This window comes from Agromyces aureus, from assembly GCF_001660485.1.
GTDB lineage: Bacteria > Actinomycetota > Actinomycetes > Actinomycetales > Microbacteriaceae > Agromyces > Agromyces aureus.
In genome coordinates, this window is the sequence record NZ_CP013979.1 from 3,250,931 (window position 1) to 3,266,448 (window position 15,518).

A 15,518-nucleotide genomic window follows, 5' to 3' on the forward strand; every position below is an offset into this window, starting at 1 on the left:
CGACGAGCCGTAGAACCTAGACTCGGCCCCATGGAGACCCTGCGGCACATCGTCCTGTTCGTCCACCTCATCGGCTTCGCCGTGCTCTTCGGCGCGTGGGCGGTCGAGGCGGTGAACCGTCGGTACCAGGTGACCCGCCTCATGAACTACGGCCTGCTCGTCGCGGGTGTCGCCGGTCTCGCGCTCGCCGCTCCGTGGGGCATCGAGTACGACCTGAACTACGTCAAGATCGGCACGAAGCTCCTCGTGCTGATCGCGATCGGCGCACTGCTCGGCATCGGCTCGGCGCGTCAGCGTCGCAACGGCTCGGTGCCGCCGGCGATCTTCTGGTCGATCGGCGTGCTGACGGCCCTGAACGCGGCCATCGCCGTCATCTGGCGCTGATCCGCGCGCGCATCGCACCCTGAACGACCATCGGATGCCCCGAGCCGACGCCGGCTCGGGGCATCCGCCGTTCGGCGCAGCATCCGCACCGCTCGTCGCATCCCTGCCCGGCGACCGGGCGGCTCCGAGGCCGCCGACGTAGGCTTGATCGGTTGCCACAAGCGACGAGTTCCACGTCTGCCTCCGTTCCCACGCCAGATCGACACGCCTCGGGGCGCAGTGTTCGCACCTCTCCCTTGGAGTCTTCGCCCGCAATGTCAGCATCACCCGCGGCCACGGCCGCATCCGTACCCACTGCCCCGGCCAATCCGCGCAGCCGCGTCGTGCTCGCGAGCCTCATCGGCACGACGATCGAGTTCTACGACTTCTACGTCTACGCGACGGCCGCGGTGCTCGTCTTCCCGCACCTGTTCTTCCCGACGGGCGACGCCACCACGGCGCTGCTCGCCTCGTTCGCCGTGTTCGGCGCGGCCATGGTCGCCCGCCCGCTCGGCGCGATCATCTTCGGCCACCTCGGCGACAAGCACGGCCGCAAGGCCACGCTCGTCGGCGCGCTGCTCACGATGGGCATCGCGACCTTCCTCATCGGCGTGCTGCCGACCTACGCGCTCGTCGGGTGGCTCGCACCGCTGCTGCTCGTGATCCTGCGCATCGCCCAGGGCTTCGCGCTCGGCGGCGAGTGGTCTGGCGCGGCACTCGTCGCGACCGAGAACGCCCCGAAGGGCAAGCGCGCCTGGTACGGCACGTTCCCGCAGCTGGGTGCGCCGATCGGCTTCATCATCGCGAACGGCCTGTTCCTCATCATCGCGGCCGTGCTGCCCTCCGACGACCCGTCGATGCCCTCGCAGGCGTTCCTCGACTGGGGTTGGCGCATCCCCTTCCTGTTCTCGATCGTCATGGTCGCCGTCGGACTCTGGGTGCGGCTGCGCCTCGTCGAGTCGACCGCGTTCTCGAAGGCGTCGGCGCAGGGCAAGCTGCAGCGCCTGCCGCTCGCGACCGTCTTCAAGGACCACTGGCGCAAGCTCATCCTCGGCACGTTCTTCATGCTGGCGACGTACGTGCTCTTCTACCTGATGACGACGTTCTCGCTGAGCTACGGTCGCGCGCCGGTCGAGGCCGCCGAGGGCGCGCTGCCCGGGCTCGGCTACTCGTACTCGACGTTCGTGCTCATGCTCATCGGCGGCGTGCTGTTCTTCGGCGTGTTCACGCTCGTCTCGGGCCCGCTCGCCGACCGTTGGGGCCGCCGCAAGACGCTCATCTGGGTCACGCTCGGCATCATCGCGTTCGGCCTGCTGTGGGTACCGCTGCTGAACGCCGGGTTCGCGGGCGTCATGATCTGGCTCGTCGTCGGCTTCTCGCTCATGGGCCTCACGTTCGGCCCCATGGGCGCACTGCTGCCCGAGCTGTTCCCGACCAACGTGCGCTACACGGGCTCCGGCATCTCGTACAACGTGTCGTCGATCCTCGGCGCAGCGGTGGCCCCGTTCATCGCGGTCGCGCTCTGGCAGGCCGGTGGCGGCAGCCCGTTCTGGGTTGGCGTCTACCTGTCGGCCATGGCCGTGCTGACGCTCATCGCCCTGCTCGTCTCGAAGGAGACGAAGGACATCGACATCGACGCGTAGCGGTTCGGTCGAACGGATGCCGCGGCATCCGTCGTGCATGGCGAGGGGCGGATGCTGCGGCATCCGCCCCTCTGCCATTCGACCGGACCGTCGCGGGCACCCGTGAGGAACCGTTCACACGAACGTCACGTGCACCCCTTCACGGTCGAACCGGCCCGACGTAACATGACGTAACAGGGCAGCCGAGGCATCCGCCGCCACCGCCGGCACTCGAGGGCCCGGAAGCGAGCGTGCAGCGATGAACATGACGATGGACATGATGAAGGGCGCGATGTCGTCGTCGGAGATGCCGATGCAGGGCATGGATCCGATGATGATGCAGGAGTGTCTCGAGGCCCTCTCGGCGTGCATGCAGGCGTGCGTCATGTGCGCCGACGCCGACGCCGCAGAGGGCATGGGGCGCTGCGCCTCGATGTGCTCGAACTGCGCCGACATGTGCGACACCATGATGAAGATGATGCTGCGGGTGCACGGCTGGGACATGGGCGTGATGATGTCGATGATGCAGTCGACCACGATGATGGCGCGCGCCTGCTCGGCCGAGTGCATGATGCACGCCGACATGAGCGAGCACTGCCGCATGTGCGCGATGGCCTGCGATCAGCTCGTCATGGCCATGGAGAAGATGATGGGCATGATGAGCGAGGCCATGCCGATGGCGTGAGCCGTCGGTGTCGGTTTCGGCGTGCGGGAGCTTCGCGGTGCACGCCGCCGGGCGCCTCAGGCGTCGGCGACGCTGAACTGCTGCGCGCCCGCGGCGAGCACGCCGTAGACGCCGTGCAGTGCGACCGGGTCGCCGACCTGCAGCGTGCCCGCGAACGCGTCGTGCTGCCACACGCGGCGGATGCCGCCGTCGAGCGTCGCGAGCCAGGCGAACCCGTTCGCGTCGACCGACGTGACGATCGCGTCGATCCACTTGCTCGCGGCCACCGTGGCGAGGCGCTGCTGCACGGCGTTCAGCCCGTGGCCGGCCCGCTCGCTCGTGCACGCCCCCGGGTGCTCGCAGCCGCGCATGCCCATGGCCTCGCCCGTGCGGGGCGTGGTGGCGGCGTGCGGCTCGCGGTGCGACATGAGGGCTCCTCGGGGTTCTCCGGGTTCGATGCGGCCACGTTACGCGCGCGGCGTGCGGATGTCGCCCGCCCCCGTCACACGCGGAAACACGCCGCACGGCGAACGCTCAGGCGGCCGCGACGCGCGTCGCCCGTAGCATGGCCGACATGCCCGACGACGTGCCATCCGCCATCCGCGTCTCCGCCGAGGTGCGAACCGCCCTCGATGCCGGTCGCCCCGTGCTCGCCCTCGAATCGACGATCCTCACGCACGGGCTGCCGAGTCCGCGCAATCTCGAGGTCGGCCTCTCGTCCGAGGCGCTCGTGCGCGAGGCGGGCGTCACGCCCGCCACGATCGGCGTCGTCGACGGCACGCCCGTCGTCGGCCTCTCCCCCGCCGAGATCGAACGCCTGTGCGCGGCATCCGGCGACTCCGGCGGCGACCGCACCGTCGTGAAGGCGAGCCTGCGCGACCTGCCGATCGCGCGCGCCAAGCACCTCGACGCCGGCACGACGGTCGCGGCGACGGCCTGGCTCGCGCACCGCGCCGGCATCCGCGTGATGTCGACGGGCGGGCTCGGCGGGGTGCATCGCGGCGCGAGCGAGACCTTCGACGAGTCGGCCGACCTCGGCGTGCTCGCGACCACGCCGATCACGCTCGTGAGCGCGGGCGTCAAGTCGATCCTCGACATCGGCGCGACGCTCGAGCGCCTCGAGACGCTGAACATCCCGGTCGTCGGCTACCGGACCTCGCGGTATCCGGCGTTCTACGTCGCCGACTCCGGCTTCGCGCTCGACTACCGCATCGAGAGCCCGGCTGATGCCGCAGCGCTGGCGCTCGCGCGCGACGAGCTCGGGTTGCCCCAGGCGGTGCTCGTGGCCAACCCGGTGGACGCGGAGCAGCAGCTGGACCCCGCGTTCCACGACCGCGTGCTCGCCGAGGCGCTGGCCGCGGCATCCGCTCAGGGGGTGACCGGGCACGACACGACGCCGTTCCTGCTCGACTACGTTCAGCGCGCGACCGACGGCGCGAGCCTCGAGGTGAATCTCGAGGTGTACCGCGGCAACGTCGCGCTCGGGGCGGAGATCGCGCGTGCCGTCGCGGGGTGAGGCGGGCAGGGTGCCGGACGTGCTCGCCGTCGCAGGCGACCTCGTCGAGGACATCGTGGTGTGGGCGAGCGAGCCGGTGCATCACGCGACCGACACCGCGGCGCGCGTGTTCCGCGCGCGCGGGGGCAGCGCGGCCAACGTCGCAGCCCTCGCGGCCGGGCTCGTGCCGACCCGGTTCATCGGGCGCGTCGGGGCGGATGCCGCGGGCGACGCGCTCGCGGACGCGCTCACCGCGAACGGGGTCGACGTGCGCGTGCAGCGGGAAGGGCGCACCGGCACGGTCGTGCTGCTCGTCGACGTCGACGGCGAGCGCACGATGTACCCCGATCGTGGGGCCTCGGCCGACCTCGACGCCGTCGATCCCGCGTGGCTCGACGGAGTCGCCTGGCTGCACCTGCCGGCCTACGGGTTCGAGCGCGAGCCGATGCGCGGCGAGCTCGCCCGACTCGTCGGTCTCGCCCGCGACCGCGGCGCCGGTGTGTCGATCGATGCCTCGTCGACCGGCCTGATCGACGGACTCGGCGTCGCGTTCGCGCTCGACCTCGTGCGCGGGATCCACCCAGACGTGCTCTTCGCGAATGAAGACGAAGCGGCACTGCTCGGACTGACGGGTGGCGGCCCGCTCGCGGCATCCGTCGCCCGCACCGTCGTGGTCAAGCACGGCGCACTGCCCACCGACGTGATCGTCGACGGCCGACTCGCGGCACGCATCGACGTCGAGCCGGTGACCGGCATCCGCGACCTCACGGGCGCGGGCGACGCGTTCGCGGCCGGGTTCCTCGCGGCGACCCTGCGCGGTGCGGATGCCGCGGCGGCGGCCCTGGCAGGTCACCGCGCCGCGGCATCCGTGCTCACGCAGCCGGGCGCGAACGCAGCGCCGACGAGCGATGCGACGCCGGAGCCGTCGTCGCCACCGACGTCAATTCGAGTTGACGATCCTTCACGCGTCAACTAGCGTTGACGCCATGGACGACACGACCCTCCGCACTGCGATCGCCGCGGCCGACGGCGACGACCCCTACCGAGCGCTCCGCGACCTGCACCATGCCCGCATCGAGGTCACGCGCGAGCTCGACCGTGCCGAGGCGATCGCCGTGCGCCGGGCCAGGGCCGCCGGATCGAGTTGGCAGCTCATCGCGCTCGCGCTCGAGGTCTCCAAGCAGGCTGTGCACAAGAAGTACGGGCGCAGCTGAGCGACGTAGGCTGTTCGGGGCGAACCGCGCGGAATCCGGTCGATGCGACATCCGCGGACCCGCCCAGGAAGAGACGATGAGCCAGACGCAGAACCGCACCGCGCAGAACCGCACCGCCCCCCGCCGCAATCCCTTCGCCCGCCCGACCAAGACCGACGGGCCGCGCGCCTCCTTCACGCAACTGCTGCCCTTCATCTTCGAGCACCGACCCGTGCTCATCTGGGTCGCCGTGCTCTCGATCATCGGCGCGCTCGCGAGCCTCGCCCAGCCACTGCTCGTCAGCCAGGTGATCACCATCGTCGAGGCCGGCGACCCGCTCGGCACCATCGTCTGGGCGCTCATCGCCCTCGTTATCGTGAGCGGCGTGATCTCGGGTTACCAGCACTACCTGCTGCAGCGCACGGGCGAGGGCATCGTGCTCTCGAGCCGCAAGCGCCTCGTCGCGAAGCTGCTGAACCTGCCGATCTCCGAGTTCGACACGCGCCGCACGGGCGACCTCGTCTCGCGCGTCGGCAGCGACACGACCATGCTGCGGGCCGTGCTCACCCAGGGCCTCGTCGAGGCCATCGGCGGCACCGTCACGTTCATCGGCGCGCTCATCGCCATGCTCGTCATCGACCCCGTGCTGCTCGGCCTGACCCTGCTCGTGATCCTCATCGCGATCACGACCGTCACCCTGCTCTCGCGCAAGGTCCGGGACGCCTCGCACGCCGCCCAGTCGAAGGTAGGCGACGTCGCGGCATCCGTCGAACGCGCGATCAGTGCTGTGCGCACCATCCGCGCCGCCGGCGCGACCGAGCGCGAGACCCGCACCATCGAGGGCGAGGCCGAGGGCGCCTGGCAGATGGGCGTCAACGTCGCGAAGATCTCGGCGCTCATCGTGCCCGTCGCGGGCATCGCCCTGCAGGTGTCGTTCCTCGTCGTGCTCGGCGTCGGCGGGTACCGCGTGGCGTCGGGCGCGATCACCGTGGCCGACCTCGTCGCGTTCATCCTGTTCCTCTTCATGATGATCATGCCGCTCGGGCTGTTCTTCGGCGCGATCACCTCGGTGAACCTCGCGCTCGGTGCGCTCGGCCGCATCCAGGAGATCCTCGACCTGCCCGACGAAGACGCGCACGACCGCGACCTGGCGCCGCTCGCGCTCATGGTCGGCGAGGCCAACGCGGGCGTGCTCCCCGACGCCTCGGCCATCACCTTCGACGACGTGCACTTCGCCTACGCCACCACGCGCAGCGACCCCGCCGACCCGGCGAACGACTCGCCCGACTCCGTGGCGGTCGAGCCTTCGGTCACCGACCGGCAGCCCGTGCTGCGCGGCGTCTCCTTCGACGTGCCCCGCGGCCAGCGCATCGCCCTCGTCGGCCCCTCGGGCGCCGGCAAGTCGACGATCCTCGCGCTCATCGAGCGGTTCTACGACCCGTCGGTCGGCACGGTGCGCATGGGCGGCCTCGACCTGCGCTCGCTCGACCGCGCCGAACTGCGCGCGCAGATCGGCTACGTCGAGCAGGACGCCCCCGTGCTCGCCGGAACCCTGCGCGACAACCTCCTGCTCGGCAGCCCCGACGCGACCGACGAGGAGTGCGAGCACGTGCTGCGCGCCGTCAACCTCGGCGCCGTGCTCGACCGCGACTCGCGCGGCCTGGCCGCCGCGGTCGGCGAAGACGGCATCATGCTCTCGGGCGGCGAGCGTCAGCGCCTCGCCATCGCCCGGGCGCTCCTCGCGGCCCCGCCGATCCTGCTGCTCGACGAGTCGACCTCGTCGCTCGACGGCGTCAACGAGCGCATGATGCGCGAGGCCATCGACCAGGTCTCGGCCGGCCGCACGCTCATCGTCATCGCGCATCGCCTGTCGACCGTCATCGACTCCGACCGCATCGTCGTACTCGACGGCGGCCGGGTCATCGGCGAGGGTACGCATGGCGAGCTCGTGCAGTCCGTGCCCCTCTACCGCGAGCTCGCCGAGCACCAGCTGCTCGTCTGAGACACCCACCAGCAAGGCGGATGCCGCGGCGCGAGTTCTGCGCCGCGGCATCCGTCTTCCTTGGGGATGTTCGCGATCACTGTTCGCGGGATCGGTGTTCGCGCGATTGCTGTACTCGGGATCGGTGGGGTTCGCGGACTCGATGCGGCCGCGGCACCGGCGGCGATACTCGGCCGAATCTCGGGGTTGACCCGAGGAAACCTCAGTGCTCACTCGGATGGGGGCGCGGCCGGGCCTTCGTAGCGTGTGGTTCTGCGTCCGAAGTCCGGATGCCTGCGACATCCGCACCGAAGGAATCCCCATCATGAGCATCGCCCCCGTGACCGACCTGCGCGACGTGCGCGACGCCCGCGCCGCCGCGAGCGTCGACCGTCTCGCCCTCGACCTGCCCGTCGATCTCATCGCGCACCTGCCCGATGCCGACGACGCGACGCCCGCCCGACGCGGTCACGGCGACTCGTTCGACCGCGTGCAGTCCACCCTGCAATCGTGGCTGCGCACCTGGCAGCCGCAGCGACTGCCGGCGTTCACGCCCGTGCGCGACATCTCGCCCGAGGGCGAGCCGGGAGCCTCCGGCCTCAAGAGCTCGCCCTCGGCACCCGACGGCGCCGTGCGCGTGACGGCCTCGCTCTACGACCCGCCCACGCGCGGCGAGGGCGTGCTCGCCTGGTCGCGCAACTGGGCGAGCACGATGCTGCTGCCGCCGGCCCGCGAGTCGGGCCGCCTGTTCTACCGGTTCCGCGTCTCGAGCCGGCTCGTGCTCGACGGTCAGGCCGACCTCGGCCTCGTCTCGACGAGCGCCAACTTCGGCGTCGTCGCCGATGCGGCGAAGGCCGACCCCTTCGAGACCCCCGGATTCCAGGCACCCATCGTGCGGCCGCTCGTCGGCGTGCGGTGCACGGCCGACCAGGACGTCTCGGCATCGGAGGTCTTCGAGGGCTCCATCGCCGTGCGCCAGGGCGAGACCCCGGCGATGGCGTTCGTCGTCGGCACCGAACTGCGCTTCGAGAACGGCTGGGTGCGCGTGCACGAGGGCACGAGCACGTGGATCGGTCCCGTCGAGCCCGGCGCGACCGGCACCGTCGAGTACCGCTACGCGCCCACGTCGCTGCTGCGCGTGCTCGGCCACCTCGACTGAGGCGGGCCACGGCGCCGCTCCCCCGGCGACGGCTCGACTGACGCGCCGTGCGCAACTCCGGAGCGCCCGCGCGACGCGCGGTCGATCATCAGCGACTCGCCGCTGAAAGCGCCCGGAGTCCGGAGTTGCGCCGTCGGGCGGCGGACGTGGCGTCAGGCCGTGGTCGGGCGGACGGCCGGCACCTCGGCGGCGTCAGGGTCGGCGTCGGCTGCGTCGGCGCCCGCGTCTTCAGGGGCGGCGCGCTTCTGCCAGGGCCAGCGGCCCGAGATCTCGAGCTCGAGCGACCAGCTGAGGAACGTGCGGATGAGCACGATGATCGCGAGCACTCCGACCGACTCGAGGGTCGGCGTGACCGCGACGGTCTTGATGATGTCGGCCGCGACCAGCAGCTCGAGGCCGAGCAGGATCGCTCGCCCGAGCACTCGGCGGAACCGCGTGTAGATCGGGCTGCGTCGCCGCAGGCCCCGAAGCGCCGCGTCGACGCTCGCGTAGAGCACGCCGACGACGATCGCGACGACGCCGAGCGCGTCGATGACCTCGCCGACCGATTCGATGAACTCGCCGAACTGCATGTCGCCTCCTTGCGCCACACGCTAGCGGCGCGAGCCCGAAGTTCGGGCACGACGTGCCGGGCGGAGCCGTGCGGACGCGGCAGTGTGCCGGCGCACCTTCCCACGCCCACGCCCACGGGCACGCGCGTCAGCAGCCCACGACGGAACGAACGGATGCCGCGGGCCGGCGCACCTTCCCGTGCGCGCCGGCCCGCGGCATCCGCTCTCCGTGTCGTGCTCGCCGACCGCGCGGTGATGCGCCCCGCTTCGCGACGGGGCGCATCACCGGCCGGCGAGCAGGTCGAGCCGCTACGCCTGCTGGTGCTCCAGGTGGTAGCGGAGGCTCGCGAGCTCGGCGCGGAGGGCCGCCGGCACACGGTCGCCGAATTGCTCGAAGTACTCCTCGGTCATGGCGCACTCAGCGAGCCACGAGTCGCGGTCGACGTCGAACAGGTGCTCGAGCGCCTCGTCGGTGATGTCGAGTCCGTCGAGGTTCAGGGCGCCGGATGCCGGGAGCAGCCCGATGGGCGTCTCCTCGACCTCTGCGCTGCCCTCGATGCGACCGACGATCCACTCGAGCACGCGCGAGTTCTCGCCGAACCCGGGCCAGAGGAACGAGCCGTCGTCACCCTTGCGGAACCAGTTCACCTGGAAGATCTTCGGGGCGTTCGTGCCGAGCACGCGGCCCATCTTGACCCAGTGGCTCCAGTAGTCGGCCATGTTGTAGCCGCAGAACGGGAGCATGGCGAACGGGTCGCGGCGGAGCTCCCCGACGGTGCCCTCGGCGGCCGCCGTCTGCTCCGACGAGATCGTCGCGCCCATGAAGACGCCGTGCTTCCAGCTGCGGGCCTCGGCCACGAGCGGCACGTTCGTCGCGCGACGGCCGCCGAACAGGATCGCGTCGATCGGCACGCCGTCGTGCGCGTCCCAGTCGTCGGAGATCTGCGGGCACTGGGCTGCGGCGACCGTGAAGCGCGAGTTCGGGTGCGCCGCGGGCCGACCGGAAGCCGGGGTCCACGGGTTGCCCTCCCAGTCGGTGAGCTCGGCCGGCGCGGTGTCGGTCAGGCCCTCCCACCAGACGTCGCCGTCGGGCCGCAGTGCCACGTTCGTGAAGATCGTGTTGCCCCAGAGCGTGTCGACCGCGGTCGGGTTGGTCGACTCGCCCGTACCGGGGGCGACGCCGAAGAAGCCGGCCTCGGGGTTGATCGCGTACAGGCGGCCGTCGGCGCCGGGGCGCATCCAGGCGATGTCGTCGCCGATCGTCTCGACCTTCCAGCCGGGGATCGTCGGCTGCAGCATGGCGAGGTTCGTCTTGCCGCAGGCCGACGGGAACGCCGCCGCCACGTGGTAGCTGCGACCCTCGGGCGAGGTGATCTTGATGAGGAGCATGTGCTCGGCGAGCCAGCCCTCGTCGCGGGCCATGACGCTCGCGATGCGGAGCGCGAAGCACTTCTTCGCGAGCAGGGCGTTGCCGCCGTAGCCCGAGCCGTACGACCAGATCTCGCGCGAGTCGGGGAACTGCACGATGTACTTCGTCTCGTTGCAGGGCCAGTCGGCCTCGGCGACGCGGTGGCCGACGCCGTCGACGAGCGGGTGTCCGACCGAGTGCACGGTGCGCACCCACGGGTCGCCCGCCTCGATGAGGCGGTAGACCTGCTCGCCCATGCGCGTCATGATGCCCATCGAGAGCACGACGTACGGGGAGTCGGTGATCTCGACGCCGAGCTGGCTGATCGGTCCGCCGAGCGGGCCCATCGAGAACGGCACGACGTACATCGTGCGGCCCTTCATCGAGCCGTCGAACACGTCGTCGAGTTCGCCGCGCATGGCCTTCGGGTCGCGCCAGTTGTTCGTGGGGCCGGCGTCCTCCTCGTAGGTCGAGCAGATGAAGGTGCGGTCCTCGACCCGGGCGACGTCGCGCGGGTCGGTACGTGCGAGATAGCTGTTCGGGCGCCACTCGGGGTTCAGCTTGATCAGCTTGCCCTCGGCCACGAGTTGCTTGGTGAGCAGGTCGGCCTCGTGCTTCGAGCCGTCGCACCAGACGATCTCGTCGGGCTTGGTGAGCGCGGCGACCTCGGCGACCCAGGCGCGCAGATCGGCGTCGGTCGTGCCGTGCGCGGCGGCGCGGCCGGCGCTGGTCGCGGTCGGTGCGTCTGCGCGGTCGGTGTCGGATGCGTCGACGGATGCCTCGGTGCCGGGCGTGAACTCGGAGATGGTCATCGTCGTCCCTTCTGTGGTGCCGGTTTCGCCTCGCGGCGACCCCGGAATCGGTTCGTGTTTCCAGAATGCGGCGGATTGCGACATCCGACCGAGCAATTCAGGTGTTAAGAATGTGAGTTCTTTCGATAGGCTTAAGGCATGAAGGCCGGAACCACCGATCTCGCGACCCTGGGTCAGCGCATCCGACACTTCCGCGGCGAGCGCGGCATGACCCTCGACCAGGCGGGCGAGGCCGTCGGGCTCGCGGGGTCGCAGCTCTCGCTCATCGAGAACGGCAAGCGCGAGCCCAAGCTCTCGACGCTCGACGCGCTCGCGTCGGCATTCGGCATCGGGCTCGAAGACCTGCTCTCGCGCGAGGCGCCGAGCCCTCGCGCGGCGCTCGAGCTCGAGCTCGGGCGCGCGCAGGCGAGTCCGCTCTACGCGAGCCTCGGGCTGCCGGCGATCCGCGCGGGCCGGGGCATCGGCGACGAGACCCTCGAGGCGATCGTGGGCCTGCACCGCGAGCTGCAGCGTCGCGCCAGCCAGGCGATCGCGACGCCCGAAGAGGCACGACGGGCCAACACCGACCTCCGCGAGCGCATGCGCGAGCGCGCGAACCACCTGCCCGACATCGAGCAGCTCGCCGAGGAGCAGGTGCGGGCCGCCGGCCACCGCACGGGCGCGGTCACGCACCGCGAGGTGAGCGTCATGGCCGAGCGGCTCGGATTCCAGCTCATCTACGTCAACGACCTGCCCGACTCGACGCGGTCGATCACCGACCTCGACAACGGGCGGATCTACCTGCCGCCCGCGTCGATCCCGGGCGGGCACGGGCTGCGGTCGATGGCGCTGCAGGCCATGGCGCACCGCCTGCTCGGCCACCAGCCGCCGGCCAGCTACGACGAGTTCCTCTGGCAGCGGCTCGAGATCAACTACTTCGCCGCAGCCTGCCTGATGCCGCTCGACGCCTCCGTCGCGTTCCTGCAGCAGGCCAAGAAAGAGAAACGGCTCGCCATCGAGGACTTCCGCGACGCATTCGGCGTCACGCACGAGGCCGCGGCGCTGCGGTTCACGAACCTCGCCACGACCTCCCTCGACATGACCGTGCACTTCCTGCGCGTGGCAGGCGACGGCGCCCTGCTGAAGGGCTACGAGAACGACGGGCTGCCGCTGCCGACCGACGTCACGGGCTCGATCGAGGGCCAGTGGGTGTGCAAGAAGTGGAGTGCGCGCACCGCGTTCGAGCACACCAACCGCACGACCGAGAACTACCAGTACACCGATACGCCCGCCGGCACGTTCTGGTGCGCCACGCAGACCGGCCGAACGGATGCCGCGGAGTTCTCGATCTCGGTCGGCGTGCCGTTCGCGCAGGCGAAGTGGTTCCGCGGCCGCGAGACGACCCTGCGCGCCGTGTCGACGTGCCCCGACGAGGCGTGCTGCCGTCGGGCGCCCGACGGGCTCGCCGAGCGCTGGGCCGGGCGCGCCTGGCCGAGTGCGCGCCTGCACGCGCACGTGCTCTCGCCGCTGCCCTCCGGCACGTTCCCGGGCGTCGACGACGCCGAGGTGTACGCGTTCCTCGAGGCGCACGCCGAGCAGTAAGAAGGGCTCGCAGCCGCCGAGCATCGGGTGCCACGTCGCAACTCCGGATGCGGGCGTCGACTCGCCGCAGACGTCGCGCGACACGCCGGACGCGGGGCCGCGACATCCGGAGTTCGGCCGCGCACCCGGCCGCAGAACGCCCGCCCGCGGCATCCGCCCGACCGCCTGATCCCTCGACCTGTGCGCAATTCAGGATGCCTCGGCGACACGCCGCCGTGCGAACCCCGACGCGCCGGAAACCGCGTGGATCTCCTGAATTCGACACCGCTCGCCGCCCGAACCGGTCGCCGCTGCATCCGTCACGATGAAGTGACTGTTGCAATAGTGTGTGCCACACAGTATCGTGTGACGCATGAACCCCGATGAGACGACGACCGCGCACCTGCAGGAGCTGCGCCGCGGCACGGTCGTGCTCGCCTGCCTCGTGCGCCTGCGCACGCCCGACTACGGGTACGCGCTGCTCGAGTCGCTGAACGGCCTCGGCATCCTCGTCGACGCGAACACGCTGTACCCGCTGCTCCGTCGCCTCGAGAAGCAGGGCCTGCTCACGAGCGAGTGGAACACCGACGAGGCGAGGCCCCGCAAGTTCTACCGCACGAGCCCCACCGGCGACGCGCTCGCGATCGCCCTCAGGTCCGACTGGCGCCGCATCGACGACGCCCTCGGCGGACTCACCACCGACCAAGCGGGCGGCAACGGCCCCGCCGACACCACCGGCGCCGACACCACCGGCACCGACACCACCGGAGACGCATCATGACCGACCTCACCGACCGCTACCTCTTCGCGGCCACGCGCAGCCTTCCCGCGGCGCAGCGCGAGGACCTCTCGAGGGACCTCGCCGAGCGCATCGCCGACACGATCGACGCCCGCATCGAGTCTGGTGCCTCGACCCCCGAGACCGCCGAGCGCGACGCTCTCATCGAGCTCGGCCACCCTGCATCGCTCGCGGCGACGTACAGCGACCGACCCCTCGTGCTCATCGGGCCGCGCTACTTCCTGATCTGGAAGCGACTGCTGCTCTTCCTCGAGTCGTTCGTGCCGGCGACCGTCGCAGGCGTCGCCGCCCTCGGCCTCGTGATCTCGGGCGGCGGCTGGGAGGTCATCGGCGCGGCGATCGGCATCGGCATCAACGTCGCCGTGCAGCTCGCGTTCTGGACGACCGCCGTGTTCGCCATGATCGAGCGGTTCGGCACGGGCACCGACGCCGAGCTCGGCTGGACGCCCGAGCACCTCCCGCAACTGCCGGAGGTGCGGCGCCCGCACCGCCGCGCCGACCTCATCGCGAGCCTGGTCTGGCTCGTGATCGCCGCCGGGTTCGTCGTGTGGCAGCAGTTCGGCGTCGTCTGGGTCGACGGCGAGCGCATCGCGGTGCCGCTGCTCGCGCCCGATCTGTGGTCGTTCTGGCTGCCGTACCTGTTCGTGCTCATCGCGCTCGAGGCCGCCTTCGCCGTCTGGATCTACCGCAGCGACTGGAACTGGGTGAACGCGCTCGTGAACGTCGCGCTGAATGCGGCGTTCGCGGTTCCGGCGGTCTGGCTCTTCGTCGAAGGCCGCCTGCTCAGCCCCGAGTTCCTCGCGGTGATCGAACCGCACCTCGACGCCGATGCGGAGTGGGTGCTGTCGGTGATCTTCGTCGCGGGCGTCGTCGCCGCCTGCGCCTGGGATGCGATCGACGGCATCGTCAAGGCGGTGCGCGGCGGCGGCCGCGGCACGCTCGACTTCCCGGGCAACCGCAGCCCGCGTCGCGCAAGCGCCAACCACTGAGGTCGGGGTCGGCCCGGCCCGACGACCGGCGCAGGACGAGGGGCGGATGCCGCGGCATCCGCCCCTCGTCATGTTCACCGCCGGGCGCGGCGGGCGCAGGTTCGAGCGGTTACTTCGGCCCCATGCGGATCGCCCCGTCGAGGCGGATCGTCTCGCCGTTCAGCAGCGGGTTCTCGACGATGTGGCGCACGAGCCCGGCGTACTCGGCGGGCGTGCCCATGCGCGAGGGATGCGGGATCTGCTCCTCGAGGGAGGCCTGCACCTCGGGCGGCATGCCCGCCATCATGGGCGTCTGCATGATGCCCGGCGCGATCGTGACGACCCTGATGAGCAGCTTCGAGAGGTCGCGCGCGAGCGGCAGGGTCATGGCCGCGACGCCGCCCTTCGAGGCCGAGTAGGCGGCCTGCCCGATCTGGCCGTCGAAGGCCGCGACCGAGGCGGTGTTGACGATGACCCCGCGCTCGGCGGTGTCGGGCACCCCAGGCAGGGTCTGCACGACGACGGGGTCGTTGGCCGACATCGCGGCCGCCGCGAGCCGCGCGACGTTGAACGTTCCGATGAGGTTGATGCGGATGGTGCGCTCGAACGCGTCGAGCGCGAGGGGTCCGTCGCGCCCGACCGTGCGGCCGGCCGTCGCGATGCCCGCGCAGCTCACGGCCACGCGGAGCGGCGCACGCTGCTGCACGAGGTCGATCGCCGCCTGCACGGAGGCCTCGTCGGTGACGTCGGCCGGTGCGAAGCGCACGCGATCGCCGAGCTCTTGCGCGGTCTGCTCGCCGGGTGAGCCGGGGAGGTCGAGGATGACCACCTGGGCGCCGGCTGCGGCGAGCACGGCGGCCGTGCCCCGCCCGAGCCCGGAGGCGCCTCCGGTGACGATCGCGCCTGCGTCGGTCAGCTGCATGGGTTCGGGGTCCTTTCGTTC

The 15,518-nt window shown here is 71.2% G+C and carries 15 protein-coding genes; 11 read left to right on the top strand and 4 right to left on the bottom strand.

Annotation, left to right across the window (positions count from 1 at the left end):
• Positions 1–30: 30 nt before the first annotated feature.
• The 3 genes from ATC03_RS14515 to ATC03_RS21290 all read left to right on the top strand — a co-directional run bounded on the left by ATC03_RS14515 (position 31) and on the right by ATC03_RS21290 (position 2,670).
• Positions 31–384: a Fe-S protein gene (locus ATC03_RS14515; RefSeq protein WP_067878567.1), complete on the top strand. Its 354-nt coding sequence runs from the start codon at positions 31–33 to the stop codon at positions 382–384.
• A gap of 254 nt (positions 385–638) precedes the next feature.
• Complete coding sequence (locus ATC03_RS14520) at positions 639–2,006, top strand: MFS transporter (protein WP_067878569.1); 1,368 nt, start codon at positions 639–641, stop codon at positions 2,004–2,006.
• A gap of 364 nt (positions 2,007–2,370) precedes the next feature.
• Positions 2,371–2,670, top strand: a complete 300-nt coding sequence (locus tag ATC03_RS21290; protein WP_472239153.1) for a four-helix bundle copper-binding protein — start codon at positions 2,371–2,373, stop codon at positions 2,668–2,670.
• Positions 2,671–2,726: 56 nt separating this feature from the next.
• Here ATC03_RS21290 and ATC03_RS14530 read toward each other — a convergent pair whose 3' ends face one another.
• Positions 2,727–3,077 (bottom strand): hypothetical protein, encoded by a 351-nt coding sequence (locus tag ATC03_RS14530; RefSeq protein WP_084003525.1) that lies wholly within the window; start codon positions 3,075–3,077, stop codon positions 2,727–2,729.
• A 146-nt stretch (positions 3,078–3,223) separates the two neighbouring features.
• Here ATC03_RS14530 and ATC03_RS14535 point away from each other — a divergent pair, with 146 nt between their 5' ends.
• The 5 genes from ATC03_RS14535 to ATC03_RS14555 all read left to right on the top strand — a co-directional run bounded on the left by ATC03_RS14535 (position 3,224) and on the right by ATC03_RS14555 (position 8,477).
• Entirely contained in the window at positions 3,224–4,165 is a 942-nt protein-coding gene (locus ATC03_RS14535; protein WP_067882291.1) for a pseudouridine-5'-phosphate glycosidase, read from the top strand.
• 10 nt (positions 4,166–4,175) lie between these two features.
• A complete protein-coding gene (locus ATC03_RS14540) occupies positions 4,176–5,120 on the top strand; it encodes a carbohydrate kinase family protein (RefSeq protein WP_227820112.1) in 945 nt (314 codons plus the stop codon).
• 10 nt (positions 5,121–5,130) lie between these two features.
• A complete protein-coding gene (locus ATC03_RS14545) occupies positions 5,131–5,358 on the top strand; it encodes a hypothetical protein (RefSeq protein ID WP_067878573.1) in 228 nt (75 codons plus the stop codon).
• Positions 5,359–5,434: 76 nt separating this feature from the next.
• On the top strand, positions 5,435–7,339 hold the full coding sequence (locus ATC03_RS14550) for an ABC transporter ATP-binding protein (RefSeq protein ID WP_067878576.1): 1,905 nt from the start codon (positions 5,435–5,437) through the stop codon (positions 7,337–7,339).
• Between the two features lie 304 nt (positions 7,340–7,643).
• Positions 7,644–8,477, top strand: coding sequence for a hypothetical protein (locus ATC03_RS14555; protein ID WP_067878579.1), 834 nt, complete (start codon positions 7,644–7,646; stop codon positions 8,475–8,477).
• A 152-nt stretch (positions 8,478–8,629) separates the two neighbouring features.
• Here the strand turns inward: ATC03_RS14555 and ATC03_RS14560 are convergent, their stop codons facing one another.
• Together ATC03_RS14560 and ATC03_RS14565 are read right to left on the bottom strand one after the other, a co-directional pair.
• The gene (locus ATC03_RS14560) at positions 8,630–9,049 is read right to left on the bottom strand and encodes a DUF1622 domain-containing protein (protein WP_067878582.1); all 420 of its coding nucleotides are present in this window, start codon (positions 9,047–9,049) and stop codon (positions 8,630–8,632) included.
• A gap of 288 nt (positions 9,050–9,337) precedes the next feature.
• Positions 9,338–11,248 carry a phosphoenolpyruvate carboxykinase (GTP) gene (locus tag ATC03_RS14565; protein ID WP_074401064.1) on the bottom strand — a complete coding sequence of 637 codons (1,911 nt, stop codon included), beginning with the start codon at positions 11,246–11,248 and terminating at the stop codon, positions 9,338–9,340.
• 138 nt (positions 11,249–11,386) lie between these two features.
• Here ATC03_RS14565 and ATC03_RS14570 point away from each other — a divergent pair, with 138 nt between their 5' ends.
• The 3 genes from ATC03_RS14570 to ATC03_RS14580 all read left to right on the top strand — a co-directional run bounded on the left by ATC03_RS14570 (position 11,387) and on the right by ATC03_RS14580 (position 14,596).
• A complete protein-coding gene (locus ATC03_RS14570; protein ID WP_067878586.1) occupies positions 11,387–12,829 on the top strand; it encodes a helix-turn-helix domain-containing protein in 1,443 nt (480 codons plus the stop codon).
• Positions 12,830–13,181: 352 nt separating this feature from the next.
• Complete coding sequence (locus ATC03_RS14575) at positions 13,182–13,589, top strand: PadR family transcriptional regulator (protein WP_084003526.1); 408 nt, start codon at positions 13,182–13,184, stop codon at positions 13,587–13,589.
• A complete protein-coding gene (locus ATC03_RS14580; protein WP_084003527.1) occupies positions 13,586–14,596 on the top strand; it encodes a permease prefix domain 1-containing protein in 1,011 nt (336 codons plus the stop codon). Before ATC03_RS14575 ends, ATC03_RS14580 begins: the two co-directional genes overlap by 4 nt.
• Before the next feature lie 109 nt (positions 14,597–14,705).
• On the opposite strand, the gene ATC03_RS14585 is transcribed toward ATC03_RS14580, so the two are convergent.
• Positions 14,706–15,497 carry an SDR family NAD(P)-dependent oxidoreductase gene (locus ATC03_RS14585; RefSeq protein WP_067878589.1) on the bottom strand — a complete coding sequence of 264 codons (792 nt, stop codon included), beginning with the start codon at positions 15,495–15,497 and terminating at the stop codon, positions 14,706–14,708.
• Positions 15,498–15,518: the final 21 nt, after the last annotated feature.